Below are 16,242 nucleotides of genomic sequence, written 5' to 3' on the forward strand. Positions count from 1 at the left end.
CCAAACTGTTTTTTGCCTTTTACTGCTGACATAACAATACCCCCAATCATAGTTTTATTATCCTACAAATGGGGGTGTTTTTGCAATGTCCGTTTTTAGTGGTTCAGTTCACTATTAGGTTGAGGGAACATAAAAACATAATTCAATTTTACTTGAATTATCTAATCCTTTTCAAATTTCCATTATTATTGGTATAATTATAGGTCTTCTCTTAGTCTTTATATATATAAACTGACCTAAAGCATTTCTGATATTCGATTTTATTACTGACCACTCTTTAATTTTATTATTTAAACACCGTTCTAACTCTTTTCTTACAATGTCCCTGGCTTCATAAATAAGTTCATTAGATTCTTTCATATAAATAAAACCTCTAGTTATTATATCTGGCCCTGCTAATATACTATAAGTCTCCCTTTGTATAGTAACTACAACAGTAAGTATTCCCTCTTCAGCTAAGTGTTTTCTATCTTTGAGTACAATGTTTCCGACATCTCCTATGCCAAGTCCGTCTACCATTATAGCTCCCGTTTTCACTCTACCAGCTAATTTACATTCGTTTTGTGATACTTCTAATATTTGTCCGGTATCTCCAATAAAAATATTTTCACAATTCATTCCTAATTCTTCTGCGAGTTGAGCATGTTGTTTTAAATGTCTATATTCACCATGTACTGGCATAAAATATTTAGGACGAACTAGCGTATGCATTAATTTTAATTCCTCTTGACACGCATGCCCAGAAACGTGAATATCATCTGTAGTATTATATATTACATTGACTCCCTTTTTAAATAATTCATTTATAACATGGTATATGAGTTTCTCGTTTCCTGGAATTGGAGATGAAGATAGAATAATCAAATCTCCCTCTTGTAGTTGAATACTTCTATGAGTCGATGATGCCATTCTTGTTAATGCAGCTAGCGGCTCACCTTGACTACCTGTAGTTATTATTGTTACCTTATCATCAGGGTAATTATGAAGTTCTGCCACAGTAATTATATCATCCTCTGGTATATTCAGATATCCTAGTTCAATAGCCACTTCAGAAATTCTATCCATGCTTCTTCCACTGAAGGCTACTTTTCTTCCATTGCGAATTGAAGCATTCGCAATTAGTTGTAATCTATGAATATTCGATGCGAAGGAAGCTACTATTATTCTACCCTTCACTTTGTAAAAAAGTTTATTTAAAGATTCTCCAACTGCTTTCTCAGATATATTAAATCCAGGCCGTTCTACGTTAGTGCTATCAGCCATTAGTAGAAGCACACCTTGATTGCCTAATTTTGCAAATCTCTCTAAATCTATAATTTTCCCATCAACTGGAGTATAGTCTATTTTAAAGTCACCCGTATGTACAATTCTACCAATAGGAGTATGTATAGCAATTGCGCAGGCATCAGCTATACTATGGTTAACTCTTATAAACTCTACGCTAAGTTTATCTAGTTTTATAACATCACCAGGATTTACTACGTTCAGTGTACATTCTTCTAATATTCCATGTTCTTGTAGCTTTTTTTCTACAAGTCCTAAGGTTAGTTGTGCACCATACACTGGAACATTAATTTGTTTTAAAATATAGGGCAATGCCCCTATGTGATCTTCATGACCGTGGGTTAAAAAAATTCCTTTTACCTTATCCTTATTCTCTATTAAATAAGTTACATCAGGAATGACTAAATCTACTCCATACATATCTGAGTCTGGAAAGCTAATTCCACAATCTATAACAACAATTTCATCTTTGTATTCTATTACAGTAATATTTTTTCCGATTTCTCCAAGCCCACCTATAGGAATAATTTTAATTTTATTTTTACCTTTTCTTTTATTGTTGTTATTCAATATTTCCCTCCTTATGCATCTATGCTTTTTTCTATCCCCTCATCTACAGTTTGAACATATTGCTTAATTCTATACTTTTTTCAAAGTTTATTTGTTGTACTTTTTAAATAAACCATCCAATGCTTCTCTAAGAAGAAATGCTTCTGTTTTATCATTAGCCTTAGAAAGCTCTGATAGCCTATCAAGTTGAGTCTTAGTAAAATAACTTGATTTAAGAACCATACTTTCTGCTTCTGAGAGACAAATTCTGTTTTTGCCTTCTTTTTTAGCTCTAAAAAGGCCACTATCTGCAACCCTAAGAAGATCTATAACATTCTTAGAATCGCGAGGATAGCTTGCGACTCCAAAACTTAGAGTAATGTTTATATTTTCTGTTTTAGTTGAGTTTTTCAAATCAAAAGTATTATCAGATAAATATCTTCTTATTTCTTCTAAATCCATAAAGCTTCTCTCTGCACCTTTTTTCACAAGTAATAAAGTAAATTCATCTCCACTTCTATTTATTAAGTCAGTTTTAGATAAATTATTGTTAAATATAGATATAACCTTATTAACTACTGCATCACCTATGACATCTCCATGAATTGTATTAATGTTTTTTAAATTATCAATATCACATGTGACTACACTAAAAGGCCCTTCATTATTTTTAATTAACTCTTTAACTCTTGATGTTATTTCCTCTATAGAAATTAGTGCCTTATCCATCATAAATTCTCCTTACAATATTTATTTTAATATTTCACAACTTGCAGTCATTATAATCAAAGTATCATTAATTTTAGATACGCTATCCTCATTGGTGAGTACAATTAAATAGTCTCCTGGAAAAATAACAGTGTTTCCCTTAGGAATTATTTCATTTTCTCCTCGCTTAACTGCTACTAATAAACAATTAGATGGCCATTTGACTTCTTTAATTTGCTTTCCATCTAAATCTGATCCCATACAAACTGCGAACTCCAATATCGCCTTGTTTTTCCTGTTTCCAAAAGATATTTTTTCCCCTTGACCATGTAAAAATTTTCCTAGTAACGATTCATAAATAGGCTTTGATGCTAAAATATCTGCAACAATATATGCAACTATAGATATAACAGCTAAAGATAGTAACTGACTAAAGGAACCTGTCATTTCAGTAATTAGAATAGTTCCAGTTATAGGTGCTCTAACTACAGCTGTAAAATATCCTGCCATTGCAAGTATTATAAAATTATTAATATACATGCTATCAAAATTCAGTAGATTTACAAGTGCTATTCCATAAACATTTCCTATTAGAGCCCCTATAGCAAGTAGTGGAAGAAAGATTCCTCCTGGTGCACCAGATCCATAACTTGCCATTGTGAATAAAAACTTTACAATAACTAAAATCACTAAAATTGTTAAAGAAAAATGCCCTGCCATTAACGATGTTATAAGTTCATGCCCTCCACCTAAAACTTTTGGTAATAAAACCCCAAGAATAACTGAAATTAATAATGGGATTACAATTCTCATTTCTTTTGGAAGCCATGATTGCTTTACATATATGTCCTGAGTTTTTAAAAGAATATTATTAAAGAGTACCCCTAAAACTCCAACAAAAATCCCTAATAAAACTATATATAAATAGAGTTTTATTGGTAATATGGTTAGATTACTAATGTTAAAAACTGGTTTCAATCCAAAGAACCCACTAGTTACAATGTCTGCAGATATTGCTGCAGATAAAGCTGAAAGTAGAACTAAGGGAGAAAAGTTTTTATGAACTTCCTCTAATGCAAACATTACTCCGGCAAGTGGCGCACCAAAGGCAGCAGATAGTCCTGCGCTCGCTCCACTTGTAATAAGATATTTTTCTTCAATTTTCACTCTTTTAAACACATCACTAACCCCTTGACCTACTGCAGCCCCTATTTGAACCGATGGACCTTCGCGTCCTAAGGAAAGACCTGCTCCGATTGAAAGCACACCTCCAATAAATTTACCAAGTATGACTTTAAGCCAATTCATATGAAGTTTTCTAAGCAAGACCCCTTCTACCTGAGGGATCCCGCTTCCGCTAATCATGGGTTCATGTTTAACCATTAATCCTACAATATATCCTACAATTATTAAGACCCCAATCCAGGGTACCAACAGTAAGGGTTTTATAGATATAGCTTTATAGATATAAGTTAAAAAAACTCCTGACCTTTCAAGTGTATAGCGATACGACACGATTAATAAACCAGTAATAATGCCTACCCCTATTCCCTCAAACACAAGCTTTAATCTAAAGCTATTCCAGTGGAATAAGGTATTATAAGTACTTTGTTTGTTCTTTACTTCCATTTTTCTTCCTCCATTATTACATAATGACTATTATTTATACCTGCTTTTTCAAAGTATGTAATTTAATTATTTCATCATATATATAATAACATACATACCTATATATATGTTATTATATATATACGTTATAATATATATACACGCAAAAAATGGAGGTGGATATTTTCAATGTTTACTATAAAAGATATTAGAAATACAAAAAATGCAGATGAGACAGATCCTCTTCATAGCCAATCAGATTGGTTTGTAATTATTCATTACTTTGAAAGTTTTTTGGAGAAACAATATAAGAGAAGATATACTATCGATGGCTATCTTAATGATGTAAAACAATATATTGATTGGTATTTCTCAAACAATATTGACAAATGTTTTATATTAAACAAAGAAGATTTTAATAAATATGAATTTTATCTTCGCTGTATAAAAAACTATAAAGAAAGTACCATAACATATAAAAAAGTGGCTTTACGTAAAGTAGACAAATTTTTAATGGAATTTAATAAACAAAATGGTAATGATGAATTGCTTAATCATCCTAGGACAAATAGAAATCAATATAATTATTTAACAGAATCATATATAAAACTGTAATTTTAAAGATAGGATAACTAATTCTTAGTCCTTAATATGAAGAGTATAATATTCAACTAAAATAAGACTACATTCCTTTAAATTATTAAAAGGAATATAGCCTTAATATCACTACAATGACATTTCATTATCTAAATTAATTTCATTATTTTCTAGTCTTTTCTTTAAATCTTTAACTTTTTCTTCAATTAGCTTAGCTGTTTTTATAAATTCTTCATCAGATTTCCCAGTAGGATCGTCCAATCCCCAATCTTCCTCATACCTGTGTACAACAATTGGGCAAACTACATTACAGCCCATTTTTATTACAATATCACATTCTGGTATGTCATCAATTAATTTTGATGAGTGCATTTCATTCATATCTAGCTTATATAAATCCTTTATTATTCTAACTGCATCTTGGTTAATTTGAGGTTTAGTTTCTGTACCTGCTGAATAAGATTCAAACACTTCTGACCCAAACATCTTTCCAAGAGCCTCTGCCATCTGAGATCTACAAGAATTGTGAACACATATAAATGCTACCTTAGGTTTCATAACATCATTCTCCTTTATATTAACCTTATTTATTATACTAACAACTCATTTAACTTATCACCCTTAATTTCATCAGGGCTCCAAGGAATAACTGCAAATTTACCGTCTGCATGTGCATCAACTTTGTTAATCCACTCGATTTCATTACTTGCTTTTGCGGCTAGCAGCTTATTGGTTGTACCTGTCTTATATAGTGATGAGTTAATGACCCACCACTTTGTTGAAATGGTGGCACGTTTTAAATCTTCTTCTAAACGCATTGCTTCATATACTGGTGTAGCTTCAGCAAGAGTCACAATTATAACTTCAGTTTCATCCGCATTTCGAAGCCTTGGCAATAACTTTTTCACTGATTCTGGTATATCACCCTGTGAGCGTTTGATTTCTTGGTTATAACTTTGGGTAGAGTCAAGTAACAATAGAGTATGACCTGTTGGAGCAGTATCTATAACAACAATTTGATCTTCTGCCTTATCAACTATTTCCGCAAAAGCTCTAAACACTGCAATTTCCTGTGTACATGGAGAGCGCAAATCCTCTTCTACATAAGCAATGTCCTCCTCAGCCATTGTTTCTCTAGCTTTTGAAAGCACTTCATTCTGATATTTTAAAAGTTCAGCATGTTCATCAATGTGACTCATAGTTATGTTGCTACTTTCTTTAATAACAAATTTAAGATGTGCTGCAGGATCAGTTGTGGTAAGATGAACCTTTTTGCCCTTTGCTGCAAGTCCTAAAGCAATAGCCGCTGCAATTGTAGTTTTACCTACGCCGCCCTTACCCATAGTAAAAATTACTTTTTTATTACTATTGCTTAAATCTTCAATAACATCTTTTAATGCAGGAATACTTTTAGCGTTTATTTTCTCATTTCTTATACTATAATTATCTTTGGTAAGAAGTGCTCGCACATTATCCATGCCTGTTATATTGTATGCTCTCAGTGGTACCATATAGGTAGTAATTCCTTTTAACCCTTTTGGAATATCTGTAAGTGATTTTTGCTGTTTTTGATACAGACTTTCTGAAACACTGTCATCATAAGTACTCATTACACCATTTATAATCATTGTTTGATTATTTACGCCGATGCCCGCAAGTTCTTTTGATGCTCTTTCTGCTTCTTTAAGTGGTGTCATTTCCGGCCTGGAAATAAGAACAAGCGTTGTTAATTCTCCATCCGATAATGTTTCTACTGCCTTTTTATAAATTTCTCTTTTACTCTCAAGTCCTGAAAGCTGACCTAAACACGAGGCACCATGTGTGCTTTCGCTAATAAAACTACTCCACGCTGATGGCAATTGAAGCATTCTAAGTGTATGACCAGTTGGTGCAGTATCAAATATAATATGATCATATTCTTTCTGAACTTTTTCATCTGTTATAAATTTTGAAAATTCATTGAATGCAGCAATCTCTACAGTACATGAGCCGGATAGTTGTTCTTCCATATTTTTAAGCACAGCATCAGGTAATTTGCCACGGTAAGGTTCAATAACACTTTCTCTATGCTCAGCCGCTGCCTTAATTGGGTCAAGATTAGCAACAACAAGATTTGGTACTTCCTTAATTGGAACACCCTTATTTGTCAATTCAGTATTAAAAACATCTTGAAGATTTGAAGCAGGGTCCGTACTGATAAGAAGCACTTTTTTTCCTCGATCAGCAAGGTTAACAGCTGTAGCGCAAGCGGTTGAAGTTTTGCCTACGCCGCCTTTTCCTGTATAAAATAAATATTTTGTAAGTTTAATATTTTGCGGATTAAAAATTTCCATGTTCTTAATTACCTCCTGTTTCATTATTAAGATATTTCTATAGTTCCTTTTGTGTTTTATTATTTATAAATTACAATATTAGCAGCATCCACCCTCACAACCACAATCTTTTGATGCTTTTTTAATAGATGGTTTCTTTATAACTGATTTTAGAGAACTTACTGGCACGTCTAATAAACTAGAGAATTCTTCATCTGTTGGATATGTCTTTGTTTTAACAACAACGTCATCAACTATTGCAACTGGAAGCACATCCACTCCTTGTTCATTTAACATTTCATTTATTGTTTTGTTATCAACAAACATTTGTGGATTACTTGATACGTTATACCTCTTAACTAAAATACCATTCTTGTTTAAGTTGTTTATTACTGTAGAAACTCTTAATAGTTGTCTATCAACTCCTGGACCACAAACTCCTGTCGAACAACACATAGCTGGTTCAAATATTATCATTTTTTTCATATTTAACACTCCCTTTTTATTTACTTTTAGATTTAGTTTTATTTGGTCTGTCTTTTAGGAAACCATCCAGTTGTTTTGTTTGCTATTCTTACAAGTATTAACATAACTGGTACTTCAACTAATACTCCTACAACTGTAGCGAGAGCTGCAGGAGAGTCCATACCGAATAGCGAAATAGCAACTGCAACTGAGAGTTCAAAAAAGTTTGATGCTCCAATCATTCCTGCAGGTGCAGCTATATCATATGGTAATTTAAGCTTTCTAGCTGCTAAATAAGCAATGAAGAAAATTAAAAATGTTTGGATAGTTAGTGGTACAGCAATTAGTAAAATGTGTAGTGGATTATTTATAATAGTTTCACCTTGGAATGAGAATAATAATACCAACATAAGTAATAACCCGACAGTAGTTGCATTATTAAACTTACTTAGAAAGGTATTTTCAAAATACTCTATTCCCTTTTTCTTTGTTACCGTTATCCTAGTCAAAATGCCAGCAACTAGAGGAATAACAACAAATAAAACAACCGATAAAATGAGAGTATCCCAAGGAACAGCAATGTTGCTGACGCCTAAAAGAAATTTCACGATAGGTATAAATGCAACCAGTATAATTAAATCATTTGTAGCTACTTGCACAACGGTATAGGCTGGATTACCTTTAGTAAGTGAACTCCATACAAATACCATAGCAGTACATGGCGCAGCTCCTAATAATATTGTTCCTGCAAGGTATTGCGTAGCAAGTTCTGGCGTAATAAATGCTTTAAATACTACGTAAAAGAAAAATGACGATATTGCATACATACTAAATGGTTTTATAAGCCAATTCACTATCCATGTTACATACAAACCCTTTGGTTCCTTGCCAACATTTTTAACACTTTGGAAGTCTACCTTCATCATCATAGGATAAATCATTACCCAAATAAGTATAGCGGTCGGTATTGAAACCTTCGCATACTCAAACTGATTAAAGAAATCTGGAATTCCTGGAATAAACTTTCCAATTAGCACTCCCAATATCATACAAATAGCTACCCAGACTGTTAAGTATTTTTGAAAAAATCCAATTCGTGGTGCTTTAACTTCATTCACTAAAATCACTCCTTGTTTCTTATATTATAATTTTTATTCACATTTACATTTAGTTTTGTCCTCACATATACATTCATCTTTATCTGTAACAAGATTCATAAGAAATAATATAAGTTTATTGCAGTTGTTATTATTAAGTGAATAATAACTCCATAGGCCATCTTTTCTGCATTTTACAACACCAGTGTCCATTAATACCTTCATATGATGTGAAAGCGTTGGCTGTGTAAACTCAAAATGTTCTAATATATCACAAGCACACCTTTCTCCGCAGGACAAAATATCAATTATTTTAAGTCTACTTGCATCAGAAAGTGCTTTAATGATTTTTGCATTTTCATCATAATTCTGTTTCATTTCATCGCCCCTTACATTTACGTTCGTCTATATATAATATATACCATTATCTATATTGTGTCAATGTATATGCTCATAAATCAATATAACATTGGTTTATACATTTACATTTCCCTATATATAGTATTATATCCATTACATCTTTAAGTGTTCCGATAATTCTTCACTAATAACTATTAAAAGCAGACCATATTTCATAAAGAAATATAGTCTGCTTTTTACATTCCAACTTCCTTGCTTCTACGCTCCATAAAAACTACGTCGTGCCATCTTCCATTGTTCATTTTAGCAACTTTTTCTCTTACTCCAACTTCTCTAAACCCACACTTTTTATGTAATTTTATACTTGGTATGTTTTCTCTTATAATTCCAGACTGCAAAGTCCAAAACCCATTTTCCTCTGATAATTTAACTAAATTATTTAAAATGATTTCACCTAATCCTTGTCCTCTATAGTTACCCCCAATATATATGCTAACTTCTGCTACCCCTGAGTAAACACATCTACTTGAGGTTGGGCTCAAAGCTCCCCATCCCAAAATATTATTGTCTAAGCGAGCTACTACTCTACATAAATTTACATGTCCACTGTTCCACTCTTCCCACGTAGGAACTTCTGTTTGGAATGTTGCTTTACCTGTCTTTATGCCTTCTAAATATATATGAGCTACCTGCTCCCAATCTGTTTTTACCATTTTATCAATTATGTAGTCCATAATCTCCCCCCTATTTTACTCTCCTTTAAGATCAATAAATTTATTTGTCTTCACTATATCAACTAATATTTGTAAACTCTCCAAAACTTGATCTTTCTTATCTCCAGAGACTAAAGAAATTATATTGCTATAATAACCTTCCATACTCTTTTCAATTTGTTTATATATTTCGTATCCTTTTTCAGTAAGTAATATTCTTATATACCTTCTGTTCTCAGTATGAACCTCTCTAATCACTAGGTTTTGCTTTACAAGATTATCTATTGCTCTACTCATAGTGCTTTTATTTAAATTAAGCAGTTCTGCCAAACTATTTAAATTTATCTCTTCTGATCTTCCAATTTCAACTATTGCATGACATTGAGTAAGTGTTACTCCAGAGCAGCAAGCTTCATTTCTCTCAAGTAGTCCAAGATTTCTAACCAATACTCTTACAATTTCTCTTAAGTCGCTTCCATTAACATTATTCATTTTATTCACCTCTCTTATATTGTATATCACAACAGTTGTGTTATGCAACATAAATAATTATCTTTTATTCGACTTAAATTTCATATTTTCATTTTTTAATATTTGCACTTTAAATAAATCATGTAACAATCCAATTTGAATGTGATAGTTGTAGAGATGTAGGAATAATAAAAAAGAAAGACTCAAGAGAAAAACTCTAGTACAATATTAAGTGACAAAACAAATATTTCAAATGGATTTTTCTTTAGTTAAGATACAAAAATATATCAGAGTGAATTCGGAAACTTAAAAATGTGCATCACTAAATTTATTAGAGGGGGCTTATTATGAATAAGAAAATTAATACAATGTATTTTAGTGCCACAGATACAACTAAAAAAGTGGTATGCGGCATAGGAAAGAAAATTTTAGAAAATATTGATAGGAAAATAACTATAAATAACATTGATTTTACATTACCGGGAGTTAGGGAGAAAATAGTATCATTTACAGAACAAGATGTCGTCATTATAGGAGTTCCAGTTTATGCAGGAAGAGTTCCAAATATATTGTTAAAATATTTAAACTCTATTACTGGCAATGGTGCACTAGCAATTCCTGTAGTTGTTTATGGTAATAGAAATTATGATGATGCTTTAATAGAATTGAAAGACATACTTGAACTAAACGGTTTCAAAGTTATTGGAGGAGGTGCATTTATAGGAGAACACGCATTTTCTAAAATTCTTGCTAAAAACAGGCCTGATGAAGAAGATATGGATATAGTAAGTGACTTTGCAAATCAAATATATACAAAATTAATAACTCAAGATAAAATTCAAACTGTAGTTATAACTGGAAACAATCCTTATAGAAAACATTATATTCCTAAAAACAAAGATGGTATTGCTGTTGATCTTAGAAAGGTTACTCCAAAAACAAATAGCAATTGTAACTTTTGTAAAATATGTGCAAATATATGTCCTATGGGTTCCATTGATTTTGAAGATGTATCTAAATTAAATGGTATTTGTATTAAATGCGGGGCTTGTATTAAAAAATGTCCAATGAATGCAAAGTATTATGATAATGAAAATTATTTAATACATAAGCAAGAATTAGAAGTTGATTATGTTTATCGAAGACAACCAGAATTATTTATATAACTGGATTAATTGCAGTAGTGAAAAGAATATTTATGTTGGTAAGTATGAAAGGAAAATAAATTTCTTAAAATTAATTAAACCGGAATATCTAATAGAAAAAGCCATAACATTATATATAAATAAACTATTACGATAAAAATAGGAGGTTTTTATAATGTTAGCAACGATGAGTGTTATTTGTTATGGTGTTATAGGTTTTGGGATAGGTGGAATAAGTGGAATTACATTTATGAATAAGGATGCAAAGAACACAATTAAATTGTTTGGGAACTCTAGAATAGACAACGAAGATGAACTATCACAGGTAAATCGGATTAAAGAAAAACAACAATTTAGAGTGCAGCAGCTAACTAAAGAAAATACAAAATTACAAAAACAATATGATAATGTAAAAAAGGATATGGAATTATTACAAATGAAGTCTACTGAAGAACAAATAAAAATTTACGGTTCAATGGACAATGAAATAGAAGAGATTTTAAATCCACATGAAATGAAGAATGATGGACAAATTGAATTGTTTAACCTTAAGAATAACAAACCACTAAAAATACATAAAAGACTAATTAAGAACTATGATTAATTTCATAAATCTTAATTAATTCATTTAAATATTATGTTAGATAAGTTTAAATATTTTTCACACATATCAATGCTGTGTTTTTTTGTACTTAGAAAATATTAAGAATGCTACCCAAATTACTATGCCAGATAGACTTATTAGTTGAGCAATTCTAAAAGATCCAAACATTAAGCTATCTGTTCTTAGACCCTCTATGAAAAATCTACCAATTGAATATAGCCCAATATACGTGAAAAATACAATTCCAACTTTTTTACTTTTTCTTAAAATAATAATTAGTATTACAAATACAGCGAAATCCCACAAAGATTCGTATAAAAAGGTAGGATGATAATAAATTCCATCTATATGCATACCTTGTTGTATGAAGACTGGGAAATGTTTAATAAAGTTATAAGATACAGGTCCACCATGAGCTTCTGAATTGAAAAAATTCCCCCATCGCCCGATAGCTTGAGCAATGATAATTGTGGGCACCGTAACATCTGCCATTTTAAAGAAATTCATCTTCTTACGCCTTGCAATTATATATGCAGATATTAAGGCAAATAGAATTCCACCATGAATTGCAAGTCCGCCTCCTCTAATATCAAATACTTCTAATAAATTATCTTTATAATTATTGAACTCAAAAGCAACATAATATAGCCTTGCACCTATAATTCCAATTGGTAGAGAGATAATCACTACATCTAAAAGAGAGTCATAATCTACATCTCTACATTTACATGTATATTGTAACAATGTTATAGCAATTGCCATTCCTATCGCTATAAATATTCCATACCACCGTACACTTAATCCAAATACATAAAACGCTACTGGGTTCATACTATCACTCCTAATATTAGTTTCAACTAAATACCTTTAATAAACTTTCATGGAATAGTTTGCCCTTATTATACTATATTAATTAAAATAATGGCAATTCCTAAAAAAATTATATTTATCGGTAATATAAAAAAGATAGGAGCACATTATGCTCCTATCTCTTTATTGGTGGTGGTGTTCGCCAGTATGATTACATGTTACGTGTTTATCTGTAAGAGTTCCATTGATATATTCTTCAATAACTTGTTTATATTCTCCAGATGCTCCTGTTATTACTTCAAGGCCATTCTGCTTTAGACCACTAATTGCGCCTCCACCAATTCCTCCAGTAATAACTACTGTTGCTCCGTTCTTTGCAAGTAAGTTTGCTAATCCTTCATGTTGATGTGCAAGCTCTACTGCGGATACCTCTTCAATGTTTACAATTTTTTTGTCCTCTATAGTTGCAATTACAAAACTTTTGCTCATTCCAAAATGTTGATTCACCATATTACCATTATTAGGTATTGCTATTTTCATAAATTCTACCTCCACTTTTATTATTTTGTCTTATCTATAATTTTATTAACAATACTCGAAACAATCTCAGTTACTTCTGTATTAAGTTTATATTCTCCCTTATTAGAAATATTAACTATTTCTTTACACATTGGAAGTTCTCCAAGCATATCCAAATCATTTTTAATTAAGAATTCATCTATGTTATCTGATTCAAATATTCTTATTTTCTCTTTGCATCCAGGACAAACTAAATAGCTCATATTCTCTATAAGTCCTACTATGTCTATATTAAGCTTGCGTGCCATATTTACTGCTTTACCAACAATCATAGATACTAAGTCCTGTGGTGTTGAAACCATTACTATACCTGTAATTGGTATTGACTGCATTACTGTTAAGGCAACATCCCCTGTACCAGGAGGCATATCTATAATTAAATAATCAAGCTCTCCCCATAAAACATCAGTCCAAAACTGCTCTACAAGTCCAGAAACTGCTGGTCCTCTCCAAATAACAGGATCCTCTTCATTTTCCACAAGAAAATTCATTGAGATAACATCAATACCTTCAGTACTTTTAACTGGTACAATAAACTTTTCACTCATTGTAGGTTTAACATCCTTAATACCAAATAACCTTGGTATACTTGGACCTGTAATATCTGAATCCATAATACCAACCTTAAAACCTTTTTTATTAAGTTCATGTGCAATAAGAGCAGATATCGTCGATTTACCTACGCCACCTTTACCACTCATGACACCAATTATATTCTTAACTTTATTTAATGGATTATTTTTCATGCCACACGTGTCTTTATTATCACACTTACCATCTGATGGACAACTACCGCATTCAGCCATACACTAACCCCTCTTTTCTTTATTTGTCATATGTTACTTACAGTATAACTCCATTATTTGTTATTGTCAAATGCCAATAATAATTAAATGTATTTAATTATTTATATATTTATTATTCACCGTCTACTCTCTGTTTATTACATCGCCTTTGACAAAAACTATTTCGTTTATTACAAGTTACTTGTTCCGAACCACATGATGGACAAACTTTTCTATCTTCTTCGTATTTTATTTCATATGTGTTATCACAAGAAACGCACTTAAATTGACATACATTTCTTGTATAGTTTCCACCACTTATATTTATTGCTTTCCCCTCTATTAGAGCTATTGCAATTTTCTTCCTTGCACTATCAATTATATTTTGAAAAGTTTGCCTTGAAACCAACATTCGCTGGGCACATTCTTCTTGATTTAATTCTTCAACATCCTTAAGCCTCATAGCCTCAAATTCTTCAACCTTTATGAGTATTTCTTCAATTTCACATTTTCTTCTACCTGCGGGTACAAAATATGTGTACTTCGGTAAATTTTCTACACGTCTATTTTTCACTGGTCTTGCCATATATATATCCTCACTCCCACATACTCATTAAAATTCATAAGTGTTACTTTTCAGTGGCATATGCTAATAAAATTTTACAACGTATTAACACTAATGTCAAATAACAATAACTAATATAGTATATATAATAATTACTTTATCTGTTTGACATGAACTTTATAATATATTATAATATTATAAATATTGGCATAGGCTAATAATTTAATAGGATGTGAATAATAATGAATACAACGATAACATTAGTAAGACATGGTGAAACCTCTTGGAATGTACTTGGTAAATTTCAAGGATGCCAAGATATAATTTTATCAACTGAAGGTATTAAGCAAGCTGAATATCTAAGTAAAAGATTTGTTAATAAATTTGATTGCATTTACACAAGTCCACTAAAGAGAGCAAAGCAAACAGCAGAAATCATCTCTCAAAACAGTAATATTACACCTATGGTTGAGGAAGGCTTAACAGAAATAGATTTTGGTGAATGGGAAGGCCTTACCGTAAAAGAAGTTGTAACAAATTTCCCCGAAAAATATATTGAATGGAAAAATGATGAACTTGATGGGCCTATGTGTGGTGGCGAGATAAGTCTCAAAATTGCAAGTAATCGCGCTAAGGAAGCAATTTTAAAAATTGCAGAAAAACATCAAGGAGAGAATGTTATTATAGTCGCTCATGGTGGAATTATTAAAGCCGGTTTAGTAGGTGTTTTTGATTGGAAAATGAATATGTATCATAAAATGATTTTAGGTAATACGTCTGTTTCTAAAATTATATTTGATGATAATTTGAGTCCTAAAATAATTACTTTGAATGATACAAGCCATCTTCCTGATAACTATGTTATAAAATCTTATGTTTAAAGTAGAGGAAAAATTTAATCTACAGTAATACATAATATATAAACTTTAAAAGTCTTATGGTATAATATCTTTATATTTGAATTTAGTGATATATATAAAGGAGAGTGTTTATATGCATAAATTTAACATTAAAAACATAGAAAAATTAGATAATTTAAAAAGAAGACAAAGTCTTCCACCACTTGAAACATTAAAGAAATTTCATATTGATAATAAATCTACCTTGCTTGATATAGGTTGCGGTATAGGGTATTTCACCATCCCTGCAGCTACTATTGTAAATCAAGGCAAAGCAATTGGATTAGATATAATGGCTGAAATAATTGATATTGCAAAAGAGAAGGCAACGAATATTTCTAATATAGAATTTATAAAAAGTGAAGAATATTCCTTCCCAATTCAGGATGCTTCAGTTGACTATGTTTTTATAAGTAATGTTATTCATGAAATTGAAGATAAATCTAGATATTTTAAAGAAATAAAAAGAGTGCTAAAAACTAATGGATTTCTTGGTATTATTGACTGGGAGAAAAAAGAAACTGAAATGGGTCCCTCTATTAATGAACGAATATCAAAAGAGGAAATGATTAAAATTTATGAAGATGCTAATTTTACACATGTTGAAGATATAACTATAAATATGGATCAATATGGGTTGAAATTTAAATTAGTGTAATTAAAAAAAGTATGGATTAATAATCCATACTTT

Annotated in this window: 19 protein-coding genes; 5 read left to right on the top strand and 14 right to left on the bottom strand. The window is 31.1% G+C overall.

The window, feature by feature from the left end:
* Positions 1–171 precede the first annotated feature (171 nt).
* The 3 genes from LGK95_RS08080 to LGK95_RS08090 form a co-directional block, all read right to left on the bottom strand.
* Positions 172–1,854, bottom strand: coding sequence for a ribonuclease J (locus tag LGK95_RS08080; RefSeq protein WP_226123949.1), 1,683 nt, complete (start codon positions 1,852–1,854; stop codon positions 172–174).
* 87 nt (positions 1,855–1,941) lie between these two features.
* The gene (locus LGK95_RS08085; RefSeq protein ID WP_226123950.1) at positions 1,942–2,562 is read right to left on the bottom strand and encodes a GGDEF domain-containing protein; all 621 of its coding nucleotides are present in this window, start codon (positions 2,560–2,562) and stop codon (positions 1,942–1,944) included.
* Positions 2,563–2,583: 21 nt separating this feature from the next.
* Entirely contained in the window at positions 2,584–4,170 is a 1,587-nt protein-coding gene (locus LGK95_RS08090) for a ClC family H(+)/Cl(-) exchange transporter (RefSeq protein ID WP_226123951.1), read from the bottom strand.
* Positions 4,171–4,338: 168 nt separating this feature from the next.
* Between LGK95_RS08090 and LGK95_RS08095 the strand changes: the two genes are divergently transcribed.
* Positions 4,339–4,764 carry a hypothetical protein gene (locus LGK95_RS08095; protein WP_226123952.1) on the top strand — a complete coding sequence of 142 codons (426 nt, stop codon included), beginning with the start codon at positions 4,339–4,341 and terminating at the stop codon, positions 4,762–4,764.
* A 111-nt stretch (positions 4,765–4,875) separates the two neighbouring features.
* Here LGK95_RS08095 and LGK95_RS08100 read toward each other — a convergent pair whose 3' ends face one another.
* The 7 genes from LGK95_RS08100 to LGK95_RS08130 all read right to left on the bottom strand — a co-directional run bounded on the left by LGK95_RS08100 (position 4,876) and on the right by LGK95_RS08130 (position 10,185).
* Positions 4,876–5,304, bottom strand: coding sequence for an arsenate reductase/protein-tyrosine-phosphatase family protein (locus tag LGK95_RS08100; protein ID WP_226123954.1), 429 nt, complete (start codon positions 5,302–5,304; stop codon positions 4,876–4,878).
* 32 nt (positions 5,305–5,336) lie between these two features.
* On the bottom strand, positions 5,337–7,079 hold the full coding sequence (gene arsA, locus LGK95_RS08105) for an arsenical pump-driving ATPase (protein ID WP_226123956.1): 1,743 nt from the start codon (positions 7,077–7,079) through the stop codon (positions 5,337–5,339).
* 78 nt (positions 7,080–7,157) lie between these two features.
* The gene (arsD, locus tag LGK95_RS08110; protein ID WP_226123958.1) at positions 7,158–7,544 is read right to left on the bottom strand and encodes an arsenite efflux transporter metallochaperone ArsD; all 387 of its coding nucleotides are present in this window, start codon (positions 7,542–7,544) and stop codon (positions 7,158–7,160) included.
* A gap of 38 nt (positions 7,545–7,582) precedes the next feature.
* On the bottom strand, positions 7,583–8,641 hold the full coding sequence (arsB, locus tag LGK95_RS08115; RefSeq protein ID WP_319001909.1) for an ACR3 family arsenite efflux transporter: 1,059 nt from the start codon (positions 8,639–8,641) through the stop codon (positions 7,583–7,585).
* 33 nt (positions 8,642–8,674) lie between these two features.
* The gene (locus tag LGK95_RS08120; RefSeq protein WP_226123960.1) at positions 8,675–8,998 is read right to left on the bottom strand and encodes an ArsR/SmtB family transcription factor; all 324 of its coding nucleotides are present in this window, start codon (positions 8,996–8,998) and stop codon (positions 8,675–8,677) included.
* 218 nt (positions 8,999–9,216) lie between these two features.
* Positions 9,217–9,714, bottom strand: a complete 498-nt coding sequence (locus LGK95_RS08125) for a GNAT family N-acetyltransferase (RefSeq protein WP_226123962.1) — start codon at positions 9,712–9,714, stop codon at positions 9,217–9,219.
* 15 nt (positions 9,715–9,729) lie between these two features.
* Positions 9,730–10,185, bottom strand: coding sequence for a MarR family winged helix-turn-helix transcriptional regulator (locus LGK95_RS08130; protein WP_226123964.1), 456 nt, complete (start codon positions 10,183–10,185; stop codon positions 9,730–9,732).
* Between the two features lie 326 nt (positions 10,186–10,511).
* Between LGK95_RS08130 and LGK95_RS08135 the strand changes: the two genes are divergently transcribed.
* Both LGK95_RS08135 and LGK95_RS08140 read left to right on the top strand, forming a co-directional pair.
* Positions 10,512–11,330, top strand: coding sequence for an EFR1 family ferrodoxin (locus tag LGK95_RS08135; RefSeq protein WP_226123965.1), 819 nt, complete (start codon positions 10,512–10,514; stop codon positions 11,328–11,330).
* A 154-nt stretch (positions 11,331–11,484) separates the two neighbouring features.
* Positions 11,485–11,913: a hypothetical protein gene (locus LGK95_RS08140; protein ID WP_226123966.1), complete on the top strand. Its 429-nt coding sequence runs from the start codon at positions 11,485–11,487 to the stop codon at positions 11,911–11,913.
* 66 nt (positions 11,914–11,979) lie between these two features.
* Here LGK95_RS08140 and lgt read toward each other — a convergent pair whose 3' ends face one another.
* From lgt to LGK95_RS08160, 4 genes are all read right to left on the bottom strand, one after another.
* Positions 11,980–12,759: a prolipoprotein diacylglyceryl transferase gene (lgt, locus tag LGK95_RS08145; RefSeq protein WP_226124148.1), complete on the bottom strand. Its 780-nt coding sequence runs from the start codon at positions 12,757–12,759 to the stop codon at positions 11,980–11,982.
* A gap of 147 nt (positions 12,760–12,906) precedes the next feature.
* The gene (locus LGK95_RS08150) at positions 12,907–13,263 is read right to left on the bottom strand and encodes a NifB/NifX family molybdenum-iron cluster-binding protein (RefSeq protein WP_226123967.1); all 357 of its coding nucleotides are present in this window, start codon (positions 13,261–13,263) and stop codon (positions 12,907–12,909) included.
* 20 nt (positions 13,264–13,283) lie between these two features.
* On the bottom strand, positions 13,284–14,108 hold the full coding sequence (locus LGK95_RS08155; RefSeq protein WP_226123968.1) for an Mrp/NBP35 family ATP-binding protein: 825 nt from the start codon (positions 14,106–14,108) through the stop codon (positions 13,284–13,286).
* A 112-nt stretch (positions 14,109–14,220) separates the two neighbouring features.
* Complete coding sequence (locus LGK95_RS08160) at positions 14,221–14,673, bottom strand: DUF134 domain-containing protein (RefSeq protein ID WP_226123969.1); 453 nt, start codon at positions 14,671–14,673, stop codon at positions 14,221–14,223.
* A 221-nt stretch (positions 14,674–14,894) separates the two neighbouring features.
* Here LGK95_RS08160 and LGK95_RS08165 point away from each other — a divergent pair, with 221 nt between their 5' ends.
* Both LGK95_RS08165 and LGK95_RS08170 read left to right on the top strand, forming a co-directional pair.
* The gene (locus tag LGK95_RS08165) at positions 14,895–15,533 is read left to right on the top strand and encodes a histidine phosphatase family protein (protein ID WP_226123970.1); all 639 of its coding nucleotides are present in this window, start codon (positions 14,895–14,897) and stop codon (positions 15,531–15,533) included.
* A gap of 112 nt (positions 15,534–15,645) precedes the next feature.
* Positions 15,646–16,209, top strand: coding sequence for a class I SAM-dependent methyltransferase (locus LGK95_RS08170; protein WP_226123971.1), 564 nt, complete (start codon positions 15,646–15,648; stop codon positions 16,207–16,209).
* Positions 16,210–16,242 lie beyond the last annotated feature (33 nt).

It is taken from the genome of Clostridium algoriphilum (assembly GCF_020443705.1).
Lineage (GTDB): Bacteria > Bacillota > Clostridia > Clostridiales > Clostridiaceae > Clostridium_AD > Clostridium_AD algoriphilum.

Coding starts and splice junctions, on each gene's coding strand:
- LGK95_RS08150 (WP_226123967.1), bottom strand. CDS start 13,263: ATGAAAATAGCAATACCTAATAATGGTAATATGGTGAATCAACATTTT.
- arsA (WP_226123956.1), bottom strand. CDS start 7,079: ATGGAAATTTTTAATCCGCAAAATATTAAACTTACAAAATATTTATTT.
- LGK95_RS08130 (WP_226123964.1), bottom strand. CDS start 10,185: ATGAATAATGTTAATGGAAGCGACTTAAGAGAAATTGTAAGAGTATTG.
- LGK95_RS08125 (WP_226123962.1), bottom strand. CDS start 9,714: ATGGACTACATAATTGATAAAATGGTAAAAACAGATTGGGAGCAGGTA.
- LGK95_RS08140 (WP_226123966.1), top strand. CDS start 11,485: ATGTTAGCAACGATGAGTGTTATTTGTTATGGTGTTATAGGTTTTGGG.
- LGK95_RS08160 (WP_226123969.1), bottom strand. CDS start 14,673: ATGGCAAGACCAGTGAAAAATAGACGTGTAGAAAATTTACCGAAGTAC.
- LGK95_RS08165 (WP_226123970.1), top strand. CDS start 14,895: ATGAATACAACGATAACATTAGTAAGACATGGTGAAACCTCTTGGAAT.
- LGK95_RS08155 (WP_226123968.1), bottom strand. CDS start 14,108: ATGGCTGAATGCGGTAGTTGTCCATCAGATGGTAAGTGTGATAATAAA.
- LGK95_RS08135 (WP_226123965.1), top strand. CDS start 10,512: ATGAATAAGAAAATTAATACAATGTATTTTAGTGCCACAGATACAACT.
- LGK95_RS08090 (WP_226123951.1), bottom strand. CDS start 4,170: ATGGAAGTAAAGAACAAACAAAGTACTTATAATACCTTATTCCACTGG.
- LGK95_RS08085 (WP_226123950.1), bottom strand. CDS start 2,562: ATGGATAAGGCACTAATTTCTATAGAGGAAATAACATCAAGAGTTAAA.
- arsD (WP_226123958.1), bottom strand. CDS start 7,544: ATGAAAAAAATGATAATATTTGAACCAGCTATGTGTTGTTCGACAGGA.
- LGK95_RS08095 (WP_226123952.1), top strand. CDS start 4,339: ATGTTTACTATAAAAGATATTAGAAATACAAAAAATGCAGATGAGACA.
- LGK95_RS08170 (WP_226123971.1), top strand. CDS start 15,646: ATGCATAAATTTAACATTAAAAACATAGAAAAATTAGATAATTTAAAA.
- LGK95_RS08120 (WP_226123960.1), bottom strand. CDS start 8,998: ATGAAACAGAATTATGATGAAAATGCAAAAATCATTAAAGCACTTTCT.
- LGK95_RS08100 (WP_226123954.1), bottom strand. CDS start 5,304: ATGAAACCTAAGGTAGCATTTATATGTGTTCACAATTCTTGTAGATCT.